Below are 19,179 nucleotides of genomic sequence, written 5' to 3'. Positions count from 1 at the left end.
GGCAATCTGTGTCGATTTGCTCACGATCTGCGCGCCTTCTGCTTGATGCTTTCGGCAAACCGGATCGCTGCAGCAACAGCACGGTAGTGATCTGGCGCGATCTCCTCGCCGATTTCCACGCTTGCATGCAGTGCCCGGGCTGTCGGTGGATCCGAATGGATCGGAACAGCATGTTCATGCGCCATTTCCCTGATACGCGCCGCGATTTCGTCGACCCCTTTTGCCACGCAAATGGGGGCGCCGCCCGCGCTGCGATCCCATTTAAGGGCGACAGAAAAGTGGGTTGGATTCACGATGATGACGTCGGCTGTTGGTACGTCTGCCAGCATCTTGTTCATGGCAATTTCGTGGGCGCGCTGCCGACGTTGCTGTTTCATCATCGGATCGCCTTCGGCTTGCTTGTGCTCCTCCATCATTTCCTTGCGGCTCATGCGGTTTTTGCGAATGTGTTCCGCCCGCTGCCAGAGGTAATCAATACCCCCCAAGACTGCCGCAACAACCAGGACAATCAGCATCAATTGCACGAGAATCCGCCCAAGCTCGGCGACAATGACCGCGGGCGGCAATTGCATGCTTCCGATCATCTTGTCCAACTGGGCATTTAGAAACAATGCCATGATCACGCCGTAGATGATCAGTTTGATCGTGCTCTTGAAGAACTCAAAAAGGCCCTGTCGCCCGAATTTATTCTTGATGCCTGACAAGGGCGAGATTCGATCCAGCTTGGGCGCGAGCTTGCTGCCGGTAACAATGAAGCTCTGTTGCAGGATAATGGAGGCAATGGCCAACATCGCCGGGATCACGAACCAAGGGGCAAACCCCCACGAAACCTCGGAGAAAATTCCGCCCGATAGCGACATCCCGCTGCCAGAAAACCACAATACGGCAAGATCGTCGGCATTTCGCAACAGCGATGACATCGCAGTTGCCAGATCAATCAGGGCAAGTGGCCCAATTGTCATCATGGTGATCAGAAACCCAAGATAGACAGCGGCGGTCGTCAGATCGGTGGATTTGGCGATTTCACCTTTCTTGCGCGCATCCTGCAGTTTTTTCTGCGTCGGCTCGTATTGCTTGTCACTATCATCGTCCTGCCCGCTCATGGCAGATTTCCAAATGGCGCGGCCATGAAGGTTGAAAACGCCTGCATCCAGATTGTCAGCATCACAGGCGCAGAAAGCAGCAAAAGAAGTAGCCCGCCAGCGGTGATCGCAGGCGCGCCCACGAATGAAACCATCAATTGAGGCATCGCCCGGTTGATGATCCCCAAAACCACATTATAGACAAGCGATGCGATCAGAAACGGCGCGGCGAGTGTAAATGCAAGGCTGAATGTCGTCCCAACCTGTGCCACCCCGACATCTGCGACCGTTTCGCCGTTAAGTGTGAAACCAAACGGAACCAATGTGTAGCTGTGGATCATGTAGGCAGCGGCCTGCACATGCAGGCCCAAAAGTGTTGCCAATGCCGTACCGGCCACAACCAAGAGGTGGCTGATTGCGGGTTGCGGGTCTACGCCTGCACTTCCCCCAAAGATCTGGGAAAGTGAGGTTGATTGTGCCGCGATTGAACCGGCAATTTGCAAGACCAGGATAAAGAACCGCAAGAATACGCCAAAGAACAGCCCAGCAAGCACCTCTGACCCCAGCGGTGCAATGGCGGCAAACATGTTGTTGGGGACAGCTGGAAGTGTGGGCGCAATCGCCGGCGCCACGATCAGCGTGAACATCACGGCCAAGGCGAGCCTAACGCGCATTGGCACCGGTTGATCGCCAAATGCCGGAAGCACCGCCATCATCGTGCTGATCCTTACGAACACCGCCAGGCCCGTCCAAAGCACCGCTTGCGACATCGGCACAAGGGGCAGCAGATCGTTGATCACGCTGGTACCAGCCCAACAAGTGCAGGACGCGCGTCAATGCCAATTTCCTCGAACGACAGGACAGGGTTCATGATGCCTTTCGCAGTCATCACAGTCCTCAAAAAACGCCGCCGCCGCATGGAGGTAACAACCGCCGCGTATGCGCCGGCTTCGGCTGCTTGCCCAAGTTTTTCGGCAATACTGTCGGCGAGTTTATTAAAATTCTCCGGGGGCAGGGCGACGTCGCCGCTGCCGCGCTCACCCCTGATTTCGTATGTGGAAAATGTATCTTCCCATTCCGGTGCCAATTGGACCAACGGAATGGTCCCATCCGCGCGCCGCATTTCTGCGACCAGTTGGAAACCAAGTCGTTGCCGCACATGCTCTGTTATCCCATCAATGGTCTGAAACATTGGCCGACCCTCGGCAATCGCCTCAAGGATCAATGGCAGGTTTCTGATCGATACACGTTCCTCTAAAAGCAAGCGCAAGACCGACAACAACACATCCATGGGGACCTTGTCCGGGATAAGTTCATCAAGAAGGGTTTTGTTGGCTTGCGCGCGATCTGGATCGCTCAGGTTGGTCATTTCGTCGAGGCGACGCCGCAACGCTTTATGGGTCAACAAGCGCGGGAAGTTGCGTTTGACAATCTCAAGCAAATGCGTGGCCAGCACTTCTGTAGGTTGAACTGTTGTGAGCCCGGCAAGCGCCGCAGTTTCCTGATTTTCGTGACTGATCCATTGAGCCGGCGCGCCGTAAACCGGCTCTTTGACGGTTTCGCCCGGCAATCCAGAGGGTTCACCATCATTAATCAATGCGAGAACCTGATCGGCCATTAACCTGTCACGAACCTGCTCAACCCCCTGTACGTGAACCACATAGGAACCAGGTGTCAGGGCTGCGTTGTCGGTCAGCCGAATTTCCGGAAGCAAGACACCATAGGTTGTTGCCACGTGGTTCCGCATGTTTGCGATCCGCGCATCCAATCCGGTACCAGGATCAAGCACCATATCTACCAGATCTGGCGCGAATTCGACGTGGATGTCATCGAGATCAAGTGCATCCGCCATGGACAGGGTATCTGCCTTTTCTTCTTGCGGCGCAGCTGGGGCCTCTTCCTCGACCGTTCGGCGTTGCGCCGCTGCGGACATGGCCCATGCGCAGCCAGCAAGAACAAGAGCCCCGACGATGAAAGGAAGAAATGGCAGTCCGGGCACCAACGCAAAAAGTGCCATCAGGATCGCTACCGTCATCAAGGCGGCCGGATGTCTTCCCAATTGTTGCACCAAAGCTAGGTCAGTTGCGCCGGTCGCGCCGCCCCGCGCCAACAATAATGCCGATGCGATTGAGATGACGACCGCTGGAATTTGTGAAACCAGTCCGTCGCCCACAGTCAAAATCGCATATGTTTCAAAGGCTTGCCCTATTGGCATACCATGAACCGAAATCCCGATTATCAGGCCCATGATCAAGTTCAGCGCCGTGATCAAAAGACCAGCTATTGCGTCACCCTTCACAAATTTCGACGCACCATCGAGTGACCCGAAGAACGTCGTTTCGGCCTGCTCACGCTCGCGCCGCAACTTTGCCTCTGCGTGGTCGATTGCGCCCGCTGACATGTCGCTATCAATCGCAAGCTGCTTACCTGGCATCGCGTCCAGTGCAAATCGCGCACCAACCTCGGCCATGCGTGTAGCACCCTTGTTAATCACCACAAAATTCACGATCAGCAGCACGCAAAAAACGACGAGGCCAAGCAATACGTTGCCGCTCATCACAAACATCGCAAAGCCTTCAATCACGTCCCCGGCCGCATCTGTACCGGTGTGGCCCTCCCCGATGATCAGCTTCGTGGACGATACATTCAACGAAAGGCGAAGCATCAAAGATGCCAAAAGCACCGTCGGAAAGGCCGAGAAATCAAGAGGCCTTTCAATGAACAGCGTGACCGTAAACATCAGGATCGCAAGCGCAAATGAAGCGGCCAAACCAATGTCCAACACCCATGCTGGCATGGGCAAAATCATCATCACGATGATGGCCATCAATGCAATTGCCAGTAGAATGGTGGGTTGGAAAATATCACTCAGCGCCAAGGACTTCATGGATTAGTTCCCATCTGCCTGGTCGTTACGGCATCAAACGACACGTCGCACAATTTTGGCGTGATCTGAAAGAGCGAAGGCTGTGGCTCATACCCATCTGGCATTTCGTGAGATAGGGTTTTGTGGTCTTGTTTGCGAAATTCAACCCAATCAGCAGGACAGCTATATCCATAGGACAGCCTTGAAGTTCGATAGCGGTTGGGCTGCGGCGCCTCAGCGCAAAGCTGTTTCTGTCGTCGCTGACCTATTTTGCCAAATTTTGCAGGAATTTCCATCATGATCATGCAAACGTGCTGCCGCATCGTGTGAAAGATAAACAGCACAAATTCGATGTGCCGAAGAAAAGGCTTTCTGCCTAGCATCGCCGATCACGTCCCACAGTAATACACTGCTTACAATTGATCTAAATTGGTTGAGAAATGGTAAGTAATGCTACTTCTCTTACAGAGGTTCGGGTGTTTGAAACCGCTGCAACAGAGCGTCCAGAAGGTCGCGAGTTCGACTAGCCTCCTCGGCGAGGTTCCTTCCACTGGCAAGGGGCTCCTGATCATCTAAATCTGTGATCGCATTGTCATTGACGGCAGACGAAGCGGCTTGAAGAAGCGTATCATCCGACTGCAATAGTTCTTGCCATGCGCCGCGCCGCCACTGGCTGGCTGGCTGTTCTTCGCCAATTGACAGATCTGCGCTAACCTGGTCGCCAGCCGATAAATCGTCGGCCGCCAGTCGTAACAGCTCTGCCTGATTACCAGCGACACCCTCCAAAACTTCGCGCGCGCTGCCCGGTTGGCCACTTGCGAGAAATGCCGTTGCCAATAATTCTTGCCTTCTGGTGTCAAATCCAGCCTCCGGCCGGGACGTGAGAAGTATCGTCGCACGATCAGGGAAACCGAGATCAATCAACCTTGCTGCAAAGGCATATTCCGCAGTGGTCGTTTGCAACTGGAAAGATGGGTCAAATGCCAGTTCGAGAAACGCAGCATTCTCCATATTAGATGCTGCGGATAGCGCCAGTTCATTTTCAAGTTCGTCGCGTTGCCCAGCAAGAATATCAGCCTCCTCATCGAGAAGACCGAACGCGGCGTCGAAATTATTATCCTGCAGATATGCACGGATTTGAGCAACGGCCAGCGCGCCGATCTCTGGGTTTGCTCGATTTTCGTATCTCAGTGTATCCGCCGTCAGGTGATCGGCCGCAGTCACGCTCCGTCCCTGGCTGAGAGAATCGCGCAAGACCTCGGTCATGACGGCGGGCGAGATACGAGTTGTTGTCTGTGCAATGTCAGCAAGTTGTTCGATGGCCTGGTCCTGTTCGCCGCGGGCGCGTAACAATGCCGTTTCTGCAAGGTCGGTCTCGAGCGATGGCTCCGGCAAAGTCTGCGCGCTTTGCAGAACCTGTGCCGCACCATCCTGATCGCCAAGGTTCAATAGCCTCGCTGATAACGTGGGTCCGAGGTGCGATTGTAGATGTGCCGGAAGCGTCTTGAAATGGCGGAGGACGGCAGCGCGGTCAATTTGGGCGTCTAGCGGGTTCTCAGTATTGGCCAATAAGGCCCAGAGTGAGACCGGCGAATTGCAACTTACCTGCAAAGAAAACAGCGCCTTATCGGCTGGGTAGGCATCCATAATATTTGCAATGGCGAGAAGGTACTGACGCTCAACCGACGCAATATTGTCGATTTGCAGCGTCTGTTTTGCCTCGCGACCAAAGCCAAAATAGAGATAGTTCCGTGCCAGCGACTCCACTGCAGTTTGGTCCACGCGATCCCTTTCAGAGCTGATTTTTGAGCGTGCTTCGCCGATTTGAACCGCGAATGGGCGATCATCACCCCATTTTGCCACATCGACGTAGTCGGCTTGCACGCAAACCTGACCGTCTTGTGCCACCGCGGCGCTGGGCCCGGTGAGGATTGCCAGGTTGTCGATGCTTGTCTCGGTGCGAAGCCCTGGACCGGCTTGCTGATCACGTTGATCAAGCTGCCTTTGAACCAGCTGCGCCGCGCGCGGATCTTCCTGCAAATCCGGATTCACATCCAAAAGGCCTTGGGTGAGTGCGCGAGAGAGTCCTTGCGCGATGGATTGTTCCAAATCGCGGAGGTTGCCGCCTGCTGCCACGACGCTTTCGTTCGAGGGCTGATCTTCGGCCACTGCCGCCGATCGTTCTGAAACTAGGGGTGGTTCCTGCGCCACTGCAGGGGTTGATGCCGACCGTGGCAGGACCACCGGTAGTAAAGGTCGGTTCGGTATCCGGTAAGTTTCTGCGACCTCGCGGGCAGTGGTTGGCTGGTCAATCGGCGCTTCAAAAGGCGAGTCAACAGCGGCTTCACCATCGACGATGTCGATGACGAGATATATTGGCGAAAAGAGTGTCGCGCGGGCTTTGCAGACGCAATTCACTGACAAAACAAGTTGTCCGGCTTCTGCATCCTGCGAAACATCATCGATGCGATCCCGTGGGATACGTTCAAAGAAGCCCTCAAGGTCGAATCCCTCTTCGACGTCGAGTGAGAGTAGATAACCTTCGGGCACGCGCCCCAACTGCCAGGACGACCCTTCGGGAATATTGAGGACGACTCTTGAAAAAGTGTCATGCTCGCCCGTTTGTATGCCGACCGGTGCAGCGGCCGACATGCTGGAGGTAAGGAACAAGGCGGCAAAGAAGCACCAATATCTCATGCTGCACTCTGCTTGGTTGCTTTCAATGCGTCCTCCATCTCTGCAAAGCTCGGACGATAATGGCTCGGCATGTTTTGTCGGCCTACTTCGACACAGATATTGGGGGCATGGGCGTGCAGATTGGCCACAAGAACTTCTCGGATCAACTGATGGAAGTGCGCATCTTCCTCAACAACGGCTTTGACCTTGGCAGAAAACGGGCCAACCAGCCCATAGGCCAAAAAGACGCCGAGGAAGGTCCCCACCAAGGCGCCACCAATCAGCTTGCCCAACACTTCGGGCGGTTGGTCGATTGAGGCCATCGTCTTGATCACGCCCAAAACGGCCGCGACAATACCAAGCGCCGGTAACCCGTCAGCGACGGTTTGCAATGCGTGGGTCGAATGCATCTTGTGATGCAAGGTTGCTTCAATCCGTTTTTCCAGAATTTCTTCTACCTGGTGGGGATCGTCGTAATTCATTGACGCGGACCGCAACGTGTCGCAAATCAAGGCAATTGCTTCGGCGTCATCGAGTATTTTGGGGTATTTCCCGAAAATTGATGAGCTATCCGGCGCCTCAATGTGGCTTTCGAGGTCAACAGGGTTGGTGCGTGCGACGCGGATCAATTCGAACATCAGACACAGCAGATCACGATAGTCTTGGGCCTGCCATTTTGGCCCCTTAAACACCTTGCCCATATCCTTGAGCGTATGTTTTATCGCACTGGTATCATTGCTGATCACAAACGCGCCAATCGCCGCGCCGCCGATCATGATCATCTCGAACGGCAATGCCTTGAGAATGATTCCCATCTTCCCGCCGGCCAGCAGATACCCGCCAAAGACCATGACAAAGATGATAACAATGCCTATTATCCCAACCATTTAGATCATTTCCCTTTGACAGCGCGCAGCGTGATCTCGACTCCTTCCAATGCATAAGGCCAAGGTGTTAACTTTCTATCATCGCTATTGCGTTGGTGCGTTGGCGTTGCGGCCAGCAAGGACGACGCTGAACGAATAAGCGGTTTCCGGCGCCAGCTGTGTCATGATGAGCGCTGCCGCATCCGGCCGCATCATGCCCAGAAAACCGGCGGCAAATTCAGGTGGCATTTCCTCAAATAGGGCGGCTGCTTCCTTGGGTTTCATATTCTCGTAGACGCTGGTCAGTTGCCCAAGATCAGTCGCCGCGGCGGTTTCGGCGAGTGCGATTGTGGCAAGAAGCGATTCTTCGGCCCGCCGTAGTTCTTCCAGCTTTTCCTCAATTTCGATTTCCGCAACACGCAAGGCTTGCATCCGATCGCGGAAGGACGCCTCGCGCGCCGCGAGCCGGGCTTCGCGCTGTTGAAATGCCTCGACTAGGCTTGCGGTATCCGTCGGCGTATCGGGTACCGTCATAACCTCTGTCAGGTCGTCTGGCGCGTTATTGGCAAGCGCCGGGCCGATGTCAGCGATACCTCGGACAAAAGCAGAGGCAATCAATAGTCCGGCGATAATATTCAACGTGCCACGGCGTGAGCGGCCACGGGTTGATTTCGTCACTGGCGTCCCTCCGGCTGCGTCTGTCGCCGCACGAAAAACGGGCTATCAACCGGACGCGCAGCGGCGGGATCGGGTAAGTCATGCAGTGACGCCATCAGCAGCTCAAGTCGCTGGGCGGCTGTCTCGGCCCGGCTACTGACATCATCCAGCCGGTCAACAGAGGACTGCGCGCTGCTTCGCGCCTGGTCGAGGGTCTTTGTCAAATCATCAACCTGTGCGGATAAAACAGCAACAGCACCGCCAACCCCTTTTTCAAGGTCGGTGAAACGGCGCAATCTACGCGCGAGTACGTAACAGTATAGCCCCGCGCCAAGCGCCCCTGCGATCAACAGTGTATCGGCGATCATCGTCATCTTGCCACTCCTAGCTCAATACAAATTCCATGATCAGTAAGTCATTCACCCGACCTTCACCGGCAACAATCTGGACCCGGCGCAGCATTTGCCCGCGCAGCCGGATCAGGATCGCCGGATCTTCCAGTTCGGCCAATTCCACGGCGCGCAAATAGCTGTTGAGCACATCGACAACCCTGGGCTTTATTGCTTCTACTTCTGTGACATAGGCAGGGGGTACTTCCAGTTGGGCTGCAAATCGCAGGTGACTGCGACCACCCGATCCGGGCAACGAAATAACCAACGGGTCGATCGCGACAAACGCTATTTCCGGCGCGGCCGATGATTTAGCCTCTGCGGCTTGCTCACCCTTCGGCTCTGCCCCCGTTATACTGTCCAATGCGCCCGACTGCGCGGCGAAAAAACCGCCACCACCGCCAGCAACCGCCAGGACTAAACCAATCAGAATAGGTTTCTTTGACCCTTTCTTGGGCGGGTCGTCTTCGGATGCGGCCTCGTCTGCCATGATGCCCTCGCTGGCCTGAGATTTCTTCATTCAATACCCGGCAAGCCCTAACCGATTGTTAATCCTAATCGTTCACAACGGACCTATTCGGCAGAATGCCAAAATGGTGGAGAACCAATTGCAAAGTCTTAATTCTGTTTGGTCGTCTTTGGATGGACGCCGTCGACTGATGGTGGTCATTGCAACACTGGCCATGTTTGCAGCCGTTTTATTCTTGGCGCGGGGCGCAGGTGACAAAGATATGTCGCTGCTGTTCGGGGGGTTGGAAGCAGGTGCAGCAGGGGATGTAATTACCGCTCTTGATCAAAGTGGTGTCCCTTACGAGGTGCGAGGCGCTGCAATCTATGTACCGACCGCGGATCGTGACAGCGTTCGGATGTCGTTGGCAGGCAATGGCTTGCCCGCCAACGGGAATCAAGGATACGAGATTCTCGATGAATTGTCGGGTTTCAGCACCACCTCGCAAATGTTCGACGCCGCCTATTGGCGTGCGCGAGAAGGTGAATTGGCGCGCACAATTGTCGCCAGCCCTCACATTCGTTCGGCGCGGGTTCATATCTCGGTGCCGGCAAATCGACCGTTTCAGCGGGACCATGTCGCCACCGCAGCGGTGACAGTCTCAAGCGGTGCCGGCAGTTTGTCCGCCCAGCAGGTCAAGGCACTGCAGTATCTGGTTGGATCAGCCGTTCCTGGCCTTGCGCCAGAAGCGGTCGCAATTATCGACGGCGATGGTGGCCTGCTGTCCGAAAGCGGTGACAGCATCGCGGCGACGAATGGCGATGAAAGAGCGCGTGAGCTCAAGCAGCGTGCGGAAAGACTGCTTGCCGCCCGGGTCGGTCCGGGCAATGCGCTGGTCGAGGTGAGCATCGACACCGTCACAGAGACGGAGTCGATTATCGAGCGCAGAGTTGATCCGGACAGCCGCGTTGCGATCAGTACGGACGTTACCGAAACAGCCGGCACATCATCCGATAGTCGAAACGGAAATGTCACTGTCGCATCCAACCTGCCGGATGGGGATGCGGGCGGTGAAAACGGGCGATCCACGAACGAAAACAGCGAGAGCCGCGCACTGACAAATTACGAAGTATCGCAGACAGAACGTCAATTGGTGCGCGCCGCCGGGGCAGTCAAGCGGCTTACCGTTGCTGTGCTGGTAAATGAGGCTTCTGTCGTAGGCCCAGACGGCAACGCCACAACAACAGCGCGCAGCGAAGAGGAACTCGATGCATTGCGAGATCTCGTGGCATCTGCCGTCGGCATTGATGCGGCGCGCGGCGACATTATCACACTGAAATCAATGTCGTTTGAGCCTGCTTCCGTGCTCGGCACCGAAGCGTTGGCATCGTCTGCACGGGTACCGCTGGATATTATGCGGCTTATCCAAATCGGGGTTCTGGCGCTGGTATCCCTGATACTCGGCCTATTCGTCGTGCGTCCGATTTTGACACAGATGTCGTCGCAGCAGCTGATTGAGTCATCAGGCGACTTGTCTGAGGCCGACGATGTCGTGCCACCGATGACGATGGCGATCAGTGACGACACAATGGGCGACTTCATGGGAGGTGATGTCGGGATGATTGCCTCGCCCGACGAGGACCCTGTCTCGCGCCTGCGAAATATGATTGCGGACCGCGAGGAAGAAACCATTCAGATCCTACAGGATTGGATCGAAGACCCCGCTGCAAAGGAACGCGCATAAATGGCACAGGTACTATCACTAGAATCGTTCGAGAAAGCGCTTGTGGTCGAAACTGGCCCCAATGAAGATTATGCTGCGGGCTACGCGGAAGGATTGGCGGCAGGACGAGCAGAGGCCGAAGCCGATAGCGCAGCGCTTGCCAGTTCATTTGTTCAGTCCGTATCCGACGCGGAATTCACCTATGCCGAAGCAAGCAGCCAACTATTGCGATCCTTGCGCCCGCTCTTTCAGGCACTCAGCGAAAAGATCCTACCGCATTGTGTTGACGCCGGTTTTGCCAGTCAGCTTGCAAATACCCTGTCCAATGGCGCGGCGGCCGAAATTGGAAAGCCACTATCGGTCCATGTCAGCACCGACCAATATGAGGCGGTCTTGGCCGCCCTGTCCGGCTTGCCCATCCAGGTCGATGTGAAACCAGACGTATCGTTGCCGGCGCTGACCGCATGGATCGGCAGGGACGATGCTGAGTGTCTGTTTGACTTAAGTTCGATCACTGCAGAGATCGACAAGATGCTTGGCGCGATAGAGACGGAATTCGAAAGGACCATTGAGCATGGATAATGCATCTGCCGGGCCGAGTGGTGTCGACGACACTCACCCACTTCAACGCATTCCGATTGAAATATCGGTAACTGTGGGAAAAGCACGCCCTCTCGTGCGTGATCTGCTGAGCCTGGGCGAACACGCCGTCCTACCATTGGACAAGCGCATTGAGGATCCAGTTGAGCTATTCGTCGGTGATCGGCTGATCGCGCGTGGGGAATTACAGGAGCTTGAAGGTGGCGAGCACGGGCAACTTGCTGTCCGCTTGACGGAAGTTGTGACCGATAAAGGCGATCTCGACTAAAATGCGGGCGCTTGCATTCGCTGCATCGGTGCTTCTGCTTGTCGGGGTCTCACCCGCATTTGGCCAAGAAGTGTCCATAACGCTTGGCGATGATGGATCACTCGCAACCCGGTCGATACAGCTGCTTGTACTGATCACAGTTCTCAGCTTGGTGCCGGGTATCGCGATCATGGTGACGTGTTTCCCCTTCATCGTGACCGTCTTTGCAATTTTGCGTCAAGCAATCGGGTTGCAACAATCGCCGCCGAATATGCTGATGGTCAGCTTGGCACTATTCCTGACTTATTTCGTGATGGAGCCGGTCTTTATCGAAGCCTGGCAGGCCGGCATAGATCCCCTGCTGGCGGGAAGCATAGAAATCGAGGAGGGCTTTCTGCGCACGATGGAGCCGCTGCGCACGTTCATGTCGGGCCGGATTGCGGCCGACACCTTTGCCGCCTTGGCGGACTTGCGCCCAGATGTAAGCGCCGCCAGTACTATTAGCGACGCGCCACTTTCCGTTTTGGTACCGTCATTCCTGTTAAGTGAGATGGAACGCGCGTTTCAGGTCGGTTTTCTTATTTTCATACCGTTCCTGATCATTGATCTCGTCGTCGCAGCTGTTTTGATGTCAATGGGGATGATGATGGTTCCGCCGGCAATCGTGTCACTGCCGTTTAAGTTGGCATTCTTTGTGGTTGCTGATGGCTGGGGGCTAATTGCGTCAAGTCTGGTCCGCGGCTATGGCACTACCCTCTAAGGGGCAGGGCTCATAGCCTCCAGCTGACGATTGAAGCGCGTGCGATAGCTGCAGGGAAAACCTTGGGGCAGCGACCATAGCGGGTTGTGACGCGTCGCCAGTCCTTGGGCCTGTCGAACATGATTTTGATGCTGTTACGCCTCTTGTACCGACGCTTGGCGTACTTCACGGTGGGCCTGCATTTCTTTCGTCCGGGGGTGCAGGGTCGTATCCCTTTGTTTTCCAACGCTTCTCGAACCCAATCCGAGTCATCGCCGCGGTCACCCAGCAGCCGGTCCACATCCAGAATACTGCGCAGCAATGCCTGGGCGCTAATGTCGGCGCTGACCTGGCCAGCAGTGACGAACAGGTTCAGCCGACGCCCCCCTTTTTCACGCATATGCTGGTCGCGGTGTGGTGGGCCTTCAACCAGGCGGCGTCCGCGGCCCCAGTCGAAACGCAGTTTCGATGAGAGGAGGATCGCGGTACCTGAATATCCGGTTCGGAACGTTTCAGAGCGGTTAGGCGTCAGCGCCTACGCGCAATACAGATAGATGAAGTTGTAAGCCAAGGCCGCGTCACAGGTATCACCTGCGGACCATGAAGCCGAGAACCGCAGGCTCAATCGTGAGATGGTCCGGATAACACAGGAGCGCGATATCCAAAAAAGGCAGCCGCGTACTTCGCAAAGGATGCAAGGTGGAGGACGCGTTTGTCGCCGAGCGCCACCCACAGTTTTTGGTATGTCGGATGTGCCGTTGACTCAACATTCATCCCAGCGGGTTTTCTGCATGGGTTACAAACAGGTTAAGCCAGCGCGCGCATGAGGATGCCCGCTCGACCACTTTGCTCAAAGATGCATAGAAAGACGGCAGCAAAGTCTATGGATGTCGCAAAAAGCATGACGACCTCATCGAACAGGGCGAGGCAAGTTGCCCAAACCGTATCGCGAGATTGGCCCGTCTGGCAGATATCCGCGCCCAAATCGGCCATAAACGCATACCCGGCAGCTATGGCGGTAGGCCTTCCGTCATCGTTGGCAATTAACTGGATCGGCAGTTCGATGCGGTTGCGCCAGACACGGCTTAAGTATCTGACATGGCCTGCATCAAGATCTCTCTGGGGTTCTTGTATCTGGCTGTTGTCAGCGACCTGTACTGAAGTCGTGTGATTGGCTAGGCCACGCGGTCACGCCAGCCAACTGACCTTGTCCTGCAGGCGCTAACAATGGCTGTCTGGCGGCGCAAACCAAAGCACCCTTTCTTAATCTACACGGATCGGGGTTCCCAATAAACGAGCAAGGATTGGACGGCATTTCTTTGGACTCACAGCGTTGATGATTCAATGAACAGGCGCAGAAATTGTCATAGTAACGCGCATGTCCATTGTCCTCGGATGAATGGCGAAAATGGACTGCCAGAAAGCCTCATCAACCTGCTCAAACGCGAACGTAGTCGCCCCCACATGTACAGAACGCCGAAGCAAGCGAGGCAAGGACATCTTCGACTACATCGAAATGCCGTATAAGCCAAAACGTAAACATGTCGGACACGGCATGTCGTCGCCTGTCGACTTCGAAAACAGGCAGGGCCAAGCGATCCGGGAGGCTGTCTAGGAAACTAGGGACTATTGAACTTGCCCACGCCGCAGGCAGCGGGTCACTACTACCCAAACTACCGTGGCGAGGAATTTTGGCGTTGGTTTCTGTGCCATAACGGCTCTCCATTGTGACATAATGCCAAGTCAAAGGAGCAGAATACGCCCGTCACAGGTCCACCTTTCCGACAATTGATTCAGCGGTGCTCATGCAGCCCGGACATGTCTAAATTCATGCGAACGGCCCGCTCTCGCCCCTCCAGTGAATGCTTGATCGTTGTCTTGCTTATTTTGCTCAATCTTGGTCAGGAATTGGAGCAGCTGGCAACTCATAAGCAGTTCGACCCGGCTATGTCGTCTAGAAACTACCGAACGACAAATTCAGCATGCAACGCGCCACTTGCTTTGATACTTTTCAGTATATCAATCATATCGCGAGGTGAAACGCCAAGTGCATTAAGACCTGCAACGACCTCGCTCAACGATGTACCGTCCGGCAATTCGGCCAAGCCAATACCCGGTTCATCAGTGATCGATGCATTGGTTCTTGGAACAACCACTGTTTCACCTGGCGCGAATGGATTTGGCTGGGCAACCAGAGGTGTTTCCTGAATCCTGAGTGTCAGGTTGCCTTGGCTGACGGCGACCCGGCTAATGCGCACATCTTCACCCATAACGATTGTACCAGAGCGTTGATCCACAACAACCCGGGCACGTCGCTCGGGTTCCACAAGTATGTTCTCGATGCGGCCCAGCGCATGAGCTGGTGACGCCATACGGGTCGCCACGATGTCCAGCTCAACTGTGCCAGCATCAAGCATAACGGCAACAACTCGGTCAAAGTTCTGGTTGATGGCCTGCTCGATACGCCCGGCAGTGGTGAAGTCCGGTGTTCTAAGTGCCAACCTCAACGTGCGCATCTCTGTAAAGTCGAAGTCCACCTCGCGCTCGATTGTTGCACCCGATGGAATAACGCCTGCGGTTGGAACACCTTGCACTACGGCAGCGGCATCGCCCGTTGCTGACGCACCACCGGCAATTATCGTTCCTTGCGCGACGGCGTATATGTCACCGTCCGCTGCATTAAGCGGGGTCATGATCAATGTTCCACCAAGCAGGCTGTTTGCATCACCAATCGCGGAGACCGTCACATCTAAAGGGCTGCCAGCCCTGGAAAACGGAGGAAGACTCGCAGTTACCAGCACCGCCGCAACGTTCTTTGGCCGGAATTGTTCGCCAGTGACGTTGACGCCCAAGCGCTCCAAAATGTTACTTAACATTTCCTCGGTAAAAGGTGCGTTCCGAAGCCCGTCGCCGGTACCGTTAAGTCCGACAACCAAGCCATAACCAACGAGATCATTGGATCTCACGCCGTCAAACTCCACAAGGTCTTTGATGCGAATTGGGGTCGCCTGCGCAAAACCTGGAAACAATAATATGAGTGTCAGGACGAAGGCTTTTATATGGGACATCAAATATAATCCAACAGGCTAATTCGCGACATTCTGGCTGTTACACTGTAGTGGGTTTCAAGCTGCAGTTGCGCACTTTGCAAACGCGAAGCCGTATCAAACGGATCGGCAGATATCATATCGTTTTTTGCAATCTGCAGTGCCGTCTTCTCAGCATTCAGTTCGGCAGCCCATCTCGCGATATTTGCTTCTGAAAATCCGATACGTGCCTGTACATCTACCATTCCATCTGCCGCTGCAAAGAGGCTGCGACCTGCCGATTGCAGCAAGGTGGACTTTGTTTGCAGGTCGATGGTTGGCAGTTCATCGGCAATTGCCGCAACTGCGGCGGCTTTCAACAGGTTTATGATTTCTGCGTCGTTGGCGCGTGCATCGATGACCAGAGACTTGGTATCAGACAGCCGCTTTTCTGGATCAGGGCCGCGATCACCAAGATAGCCCATCGTTTCAAAGCCGCCAGCGGGGTCGTCAAACCAGGTATCAATGCCCTGCAAAATGTCGTCTGACGTCGTGGCACCGCCCAATGTGGCGATCATGTCCGCGATCATGTCATCGCCATCTGCCAAAGCCTGCGCTTCGACGGCGCTACCACTCAGCAGTGAACGATCCGCGACCCGCGTATTCAATGTTGCAATCATTTGATTGAATGTCTCTCGGGATGCCCGCCCAGCTTCGTCGATTTGGGATGGATTGCTTTCGTCGCTGAGAAGAAGCAATTGCTCGCTAGTTTGCGCACGCAGACTGTTCACCTGGCTCAGAATAGTCTGAATTCCCGACAAGGTTTGTGTGGTTTCTTTACTAACCTGCTCGTAGCTTTCCAACTGATTAAGCGTGTAGTTGATGCCACTCAAACGCGCTGTTTCCCCACCGAGCGTGGCCGTCACATCGGTAACCCGGCCGGTCGAGAGACTTTGCGCGAGCTGCGATAGGTCGGTTTTGATCCGGCCACCGTTACGCATGGAAACAAATTGTTGGGCCATATCGCCCACGGAAGTTACCGGCATAAATTAGAGCTCCATCAAGCGTTGCATCATGAAATCAACAGTCTGGATAACTTTGGCATTTGCGGCATAAGCCTGCTCGATGCGGAGCAGATTTTGCAGTTCGACATCAGTATCAACACCATTTGCAAGTTCGGCTTCGCGCAAGGTGTCCCATCTGGCGGTTGTAAAGCTTAGTTGCTCTTCCGCGCGTAAACGCGTTGACCCGACCTGTGCGGTAAAGTCAGCCATGCGACCTGCAGCACTTCTGCTGGCGCTGTTTGGCGTGTCGGCCCGTGCCGCACCAAGTGCCGCGATCCAGTTGTTGAGTTGGCCAGGGTCCCCTGTCGGTCCTGCAGCAACCGCACCCAAGCCATCACGGATCAGCGTGGCATTCCCGCCCTGAAACGGGTCAATTGCAGCATTCAGGCTGATGCGACCTGCAAGGCCGTCAAGATCGGCCAGATCAAGCGCGCCACCTTCGTCGGTCAGCAGGCCGGGATCACCTGCAATGATTGTGGAATCGTTGGCGGGATCCTGAAACCGTGCGACGAGATCGGCTGCAATTTCATCCAGACCCACCTGGGTTTCGACAAGCGTCGCATCCCGCATAGAGAATGCAGCACCAAGTGACCCACCGTCCAGTCGTCCGATCCCGTTTGTCGGGCTGATCGGCTCGCCATCAATCATGATGCCCGACAAAGCGCCGGACGCAAAGGTCATGTCGGCCGTGATCGTTGGCGTTTGGTCAAAGCTAAACTGCGCCGCTTTGCTATCCAGCAACGTGGTTCCAGAGGTCGTTAACAAGCCGACCGTCCCGTTATCTCGGGTCATTTCGCGAACAGGGACAATCTCGGCGATTTGGTCAATCACACGTTGGCGTGCGTCAACAAGTGAGCTTGTATCGGTCCCCGTGGCGTTCAAGCGAACGATATCGCGATTGAGCCCTTCAACCTGAAGCAAGGCGGTATTTAACACATCAATATCCCGCGCGATGCTGGCATCAGCCTCTTGCCGCAGGGTCTGAACAGCCCTGGTATTTTCACGTAGGGTCTCGGCCACGTCACCAAGGCGCGTAACAGCGGATGCCAGCCGTGTTTCGGACGCCGGGTCGCTTGCTGCACTGATCAGGGCCCGCTCGAATGCGGCAAGTCGCATACCCAGATTGGCCGCATCTTCTGGTCCACCAATGCTCTGCTCCAGACGGTTAAGGGTACTGGCCCCGCGTTCCTGCCCGGTCAGCGCAGCATCCGCCAGTCTGCGATCAGCCAGTAGTCCCGCGTCCACAAATCTGGTGATACCTTCAATGCGCACCCCACCACCGGCACCGCCAAGTTGTGAGGATGCAAGCTCTGCCTGCCGCCGACCATAACCATCGGTTAACGCGTTCGACAGGTTCGATGAGACAATGTCAGCCATGCGCGATGTTGTCGCGAGACCGGACAATGCATTGCTGAGTGCGCCTGAAATGCTCATCACCTAGACCCCTTTTCTACTTAGCGCTTGATGTTGGTGGTTTCCTGCAACATCTCATCCACTGTCTGGATCACCTTGGCATTCGACGAATATGCGCGCTGCGTCTGGATCAGTTCTGTCAATTCGCCCGCTACGTCGGTTGCAGATTCTTCGCGCGCGTAACTCACGATGTCACCGGTCGGCCCGTCGCCCGCATCCCACAAGAAGAATGTTCCGCTGTCAGGCGTCACCCGAAAGCTTTGCTTGTCGAGTGTTTCCAACCCGTTCACGTTGGGAACATCGACCAGCGGGATTTGATAGAGGACCCGGTTGATGCCGATATCAAATGATGCGCGGACAAAGCCGTTTTGATCGACCTCTACCGAAGTCAGACTGCCGACGGGTGTTCCGTTCTTCGAAATCGAGACCGGTGCGAAGGCGTCGGACAATTGCGTCAAACCAATCGAACTGCCCAGTTGTCCGATATTGATTTCCATGGGCCCGCCATCAACGTTGATGACCATTGTCCCCGTCGCCGGGTCATAAGGGTCACCAACAGCTGCGGCCGTATTTGCCACGCTCAGAAGCGTTCCGCCCCCACCGCGGCTATCATCGAATTGCAGGATATACTCACCGACAACATCACCGATCCCGTCAGCATCCACGTCAGTCTCGCTGTCCCGGATTTCCATCGTCCATTGGTTGGATGACCCGTTGGCCGGAACTGTTGGAGTGAATGTGAAATCGAGATTGGATGACGCGCCGAGATTGTCAAAATACTCGACCGACAAGGTTTCGGTGTCACCATCTGAGTCCTCCCGCGTCGCGGTTGCAGGGAGGTTTACAGACAGGTCGACCCGTGTCGTTGCCTCACCCGCGAATTGGTTGGCGTTGATCTGGACGGGAACCAACCCGTCGATGGAATCACGCGGATAGTTTGGAATGGTACCATCTGCCGCCGCTGGAACGCCCATCAGGACCAACCCGCCCGGTGTGCGCAAATATCCTTGTGCATCAGGCCGGAACGATCCGGTTGTTGTCAGGAACAATGGGTTGTCGCCATTATCCACAGCCACCGATGTCTCGGAAGTCACCGGCAACATGCCCCGACCGCGTACCGCCAGATCAGTGGGGTTTGTGGTTGAAACCAATGCCCCGCGTTCATCAATGAGACGGGTTGTCGTGGTTCGGACACCGCCGGCAGAATAGGTCCCTCGCCCGCTTTCGATCACCATGGATTCAAAATCCGTCACGGCACGTTTGTAGCCGAAGGTCGATGAATTCGAGATATTGTCCGAAATCGTGGCCAAGCGGGACGCATTGGCCGCCAAACCGGCAACGCTGGCATTCAAAGAGGAGGAAATCGTCATTCTGAGCCTTTCT

The 19,179-nt window shown here is 55.3% G+C and carries 17 protein-coding genes and 2 pseudogenes; 5 read left to right on the top strand and 14 right to left on the bottom strand.

Annotated features, from left to right (window positions below; all coding sequences use genetic code 11):
- Window positions 1-20: 20 nt before the first annotated feature.
- The 9 genes from AABB31_RS15130 to fliL all read right to left on the bottom strand — a co-directional run bounded on the left by AABB31_RS15130 (window position 21) and on the right by fliL (window position 9,026).
- Window positions 21-1,103 carry a flagellar type III secretion system protein FlhB gene (locus tag AABB31_RS15130; RefSeq protein WP_342077351.1) on the bottom strand — a complete coding sequence of 361 codons (1,083 nt, stop codon included), beginning with the start codon at window positions 1,101-1,103 and terminating at the stop codon, window positions 21-23.
- Window positions 1,100-1,882, bottom strand: a complete 783-nt coding sequence (locus tag AABB31_RS15125) for a flagellar biosynthetic protein FliR (protein WP_342077352.1) — start codon at window positions 1,880-1,882, stop codon at window positions 1,100-1,102. Before AABB31_RS15125 ends, AABB31_RS15130 begins: the two co-directional genes overlap by 4 nt.
- A complete protein-coding gene (gene flhA / locus AABB31_RS15120; RefSeq protein ID WP_342077353.1) occupies window positions 1,879-3,969 on the bottom strand; it encodes a flagellar biosynthesis protein FlhA in 2,091 nt (696 codons plus the stop codon). The genes AABB31_RS15125 and flhA overlap by 4 nt, the downstream gene beginning before the upstream one ends.
- Window positions 3,966-4,331 (bottom strand): hypothetical protein, encoded by a 366-nt coding sequence (locus AABB31_RS15115; RefSeq protein ID WP_342077354.1) that lies wholly within the window; start codon window positions 4,329-4,331, stop codon window positions 3,966-3,968. Before AABB31_RS15115 ends, flhA begins: the two co-directional genes overlap by 4 nt.
- A gap of 79 nt (window positions 4,332-4,410) precedes the next feature.
- Window positions 4,411-6,645: a hypothetical protein gene (locus tag AABB31_RS15110; protein WP_373634928.1), complete on the bottom strand. Its 2,235-nt coding sequence runs from the start codon at window positions 6,643-6,645 to the stop codon at window positions 4,411-4,413.
- Complete coding sequence (motA, locus tag AABB31_RS15105) at window positions 6,642-7,511, bottom strand: flagellar motor stator protein MotA (RefSeq protein WP_342077357.1); 870 nt, start codon at window positions 7,509-7,511, stop codon at window positions 6,642-6,644. The genes AABB31_RS15110 and motA overlap by 4 nt, the downstream gene beginning before the upstream one ends.
- A gap of 84 nt (window positions 7,512-7,595) precedes the next feature.
- Window positions 7,596-8,168: a magnesium transporter MgtE N-terminal domain-containing protein gene (locus AABB31_RS15100; RefSeq protein WP_342077358.1), complete on the bottom strand. Its 573-nt coding sequence runs from the start codon at window positions 8,166-8,168 to the stop codon at window positions 7,596-7,598.
- A complete protein-coding gene (locus tag AABB31_RS15095; RefSeq protein WP_342077359.1) occupies window positions 8,165-8,521 on the bottom strand; it encodes a hypothetical protein in 357 nt (118 codons plus the stop codon). The genes AABB31_RS15100 and AABB31_RS15095 overlap by 4 nt, the downstream gene beginning before the upstream one ends.
- Before the next feature lie 10 nt (window positions 8,522-8,531).
- Window positions 8,532-9,026 carry a flagellar basal body-associated FliL family protein gene (gene fliL / locus AABB31_RS15090; RefSeq protein WP_342078814.1) on the bottom strand — a complete coding sequence of 165 codons (495 nt, stop codon included), beginning with the start codon at window positions 9,024-9,026 and terminating at the stop codon, window positions 8,532-8,534.
- Between the two features lie 103 nt (window positions 9,027-9,129).
- On the opposite strand from fliL, the gene fliF reads away from it, so the two are divergent.
- From fliF to fliP, 4 genes are read left to right on the top strand one after another with little or no spacing between them, the layout of a single operon-like run.
- A complete protein-coding gene (gene fliF / locus AABB31_RS15085) occupies window positions 9,130-10,728 on the top strand; it encodes a flagellar basal-body MS-ring/collar protein FliF (protein WP_373634927.1) in 1,599 nt (532 codons plus the stop codon).
- Window positions 10,729-11,289 carry a hypothetical protein gene (locus tag AABB31_RS15080; RefSeq protein ID WP_373634926.1) on the top strand — a complete coding sequence of 187 codons (561 nt, stop codon included), beginning with the start codon at window positions 10,729-10,731 and terminating at the stop codon, window positions 11,287-11,289.
- Window positions 11,282-11,575 (top strand): FliM/FliN family flagellar motor switch protein, encoded by a 294-nt coding sequence (locus AABB31_RS15075; RefSeq protein WP_342077363.1) that lies wholly within the window; start codon window positions 11,282-11,284, stop codon window positions 11,573-11,575. Before AABB31_RS15080 ends, AABB31_RS15075 begins: the two co-directional genes overlap by 8 nt.
- Before the next feature lies 1 nt (window position 11,576).
- Window positions 11,577-12,314 carry a flagellar type III secretion system pore protein FliP gene (gene fliP / locus AABB31_RS15070; protein ID WP_342077364.1) on the top strand — a complete coding sequence of 246 codons (738 nt, stop codon included), beginning with the start codon at window positions 11,577-11,579 and terminating at the stop codon, window positions 12,312-12,314.
- Window positions 12,315-12,324: 10 nt separating this feature from the next.
- On the opposite strand, the pseudogene AABB31_RS15065 reads toward fliP, so the two are convergent.
- Window positions 12,325-12,749 (bottom strand): annotated as a pseudogene (locus AABB31_RS15065) (IS5/IS1182 family transposase); the annotation flags it as partial.
- Between the two features lie 23 nt (window positions 12,750-12,772).
- Here AABB31_RS15065 and AABB31_RS15060 point away from each other — a divergent pair.
- Window positions 12,773-13,908 (top strand): annotated as a pseudogene (locus AABB31_RS15060) (IS3 family transposase).
- A 346-nt stretch (window positions 13,909-14,254) separates the two neighbouring features.
- Here the strand turns inward: AABB31_RS15060 and AABB31_RS15055 are convergent.
- The 4 genes from AABB31_RS15055 to AABB31_RS15040 are packed head-to-tail and all read right to left on the bottom strand — an operon-like array spanning window position 14,255 to window position 19,166.
- A complete protein-coding gene (locus AABB31_RS15055) occupies window positions 14,255-15,361 on the bottom strand; it encodes a flagellar basal body P-ring protein FlgI (RefSeq protein ID WP_342077365.1) in 1,107 nt (368 codons plus the stop codon).
- On the bottom strand, window positions 15,361-16,365 hold the full coding sequence (locus tag AABB31_RS15050) for a flagellin (RefSeq protein WP_342077366.1): 1,005 nt from the start codon (window positions 16,363-16,365) through the stop codon (window positions 15,361-15,363). The genes AABB31_RS15055 and AABB31_RS15050 overlap by 1 nt, the downstream gene beginning before the upstream one ends.
- Window positions 16,366-16,368: 3 nt before the next feature.
- The gene (gene flgK / locus AABB31_RS15045; protein WP_342077367.1) at window positions 16,369-17,817 is read right to left on the bottom strand and encodes a flagellar hook-associated protein FlgK; all 1,449 of its coding nucleotides are present in this window, start codon (window positions 17,815-17,817) and stop codon (window positions 16,369-16,371) included.
- Window positions 17,818-17,837: 20 nt separating this feature from the next.
- On the bottom strand, window positions 17,838-19,166 hold the full coding sequence (locus AABB31_RS15040) for a flagellar hook-basal body complex protein (protein WP_342077368.1): 1,329 nt from the start codon (window positions 19,164-19,166) through the stop codon (window positions 17,838-17,840).
- Window positions 19,167-19,179 lie beyond the last annotated feature (13 nt).

Origin of the sequence: Yoonia sp. SS1-5, from assembly GCF_038443705.2 — a bacterium.
GTDB lineage: Bacteria > Pseudomonadota > Alphaproteobacteria > Rhodobacterales > Rhodobacteraceae > Yoonia > Yoonia rhodophyticola.
Note: the sequence above shows the minus strand (reverse complement) of the source record. Positions and strands in the feature narration are given on the sequence as shown.

What these genes read in the sequence shown, in the direction of transcription:
- AABB31_RS15130 (WP_342077351.1), bottom strand. Translation starts at nt 1,103, where the DNA reads ATGAGCGGGCAGGACGATGATAGTGACAAGCAATACGAGCCGACGCAG.
- flhA (WP_342077353.1), bottom strand. Translation starts at nt 3,969, where the DNA reads ATGAAGTCCTTGGCGCTGAGTGATATTTTCCAACCCACCATTCTACTG.
- AABB31_RS15115 (WP_342077354.1), bottom strand. Translation starts at nt 4,331, where the DNA reads ATGCTAGGCAGAAAGCCTTTTCTTCGGCACATCGAATTTGTGCTGTTT.
- AABB31_RS15110 (WP_373634928.1), bottom strand. Translation starts at nt 6,645, where the DNA reads ATGAGATATTGGTGCTTCTTTGCCGCCTTGTTCCTTACCTCCAGCATG.
- motA (WP_342077357.1), bottom strand. Translation starts at nt 7,511, where the DNA reads ATGGTTGGGATAATAGGCATTGTTATCATCTTTGTCATGGTCTTTGGC.
- AABB31_RS15095 (WP_342077359.1), bottom strand. Translation starts at nt 8,521, where the DNA reads ATGACGATGATCGCCGATACACTGTTGATCGCAGGGGCGCTTGGCGCG.
- fliL (WP_342078814.1), bottom strand. Translation starts at nt 9,026, where the DNA reads ATGGCAGACGAGGCCGCATCCGAAGACGACCCGCCCAAGAAAGGGTCA.
- fliF (WP_373634927.1), top strand. Translation starts at nt 9,130, where the DNA reads ATGGTGGAGAACCAATTGCAAAGTCTTAATTCTGTTTGGTCGTCTTTG.
- AABB31_RS15080 (WP_373634926.1), top strand. Translation starts at nt 10,729, where the DNA reads ATGGCACAGGTACTATCACTAGAATCGTTCGAGAAAGCGCTTGTGGTC.
- AABB31_RS15075 (WP_342077363.1), top strand. Translation starts at nt 11,282, where the DNA reads ATGGATAATGCATCTGCCGGGCCGAGTGGTGTCGACGACACTCACCCA.
- fliP (WP_342077364.1), top strand. Translation starts at nt 11,577, where the DNA reads ATGCGGGCGCTTGCATTCGCTGCATCGGTGCTTCTGCTTGTCGGGGTC.
- AABB31_RS15055 (WP_342077365.1), bottom strand. Translation starts at nt 15,361, where the DNA reads ATGTCCCATATAAAAGCCTTCGTCCTGACACTCATATTATTGTTTCCA.
- AABB31_RS15050 (WP_342077366.1), bottom strand. Translation starts at nt 16,365, where the DNA reads ATGCCGGTAACTTCCGTGGGCGATATGGCCCAACAATTTGTTTCCATG.
- flgK (WP_342077367.1), bottom strand. Translation starts at nt 17,817, where the DNA reads ATGAGCATTTCAGGCGCACTCAGCAATGCATTGTCCGGTCTCGCGACA.
- AABB31_RS15040 (WP_342077368.1), bottom strand. Translation starts at nt 19,166, where the DNA reads ATGACGATTTCCTCCTCTTTGAATGCCAGCGTTGCCGGTTTGGCGGCC.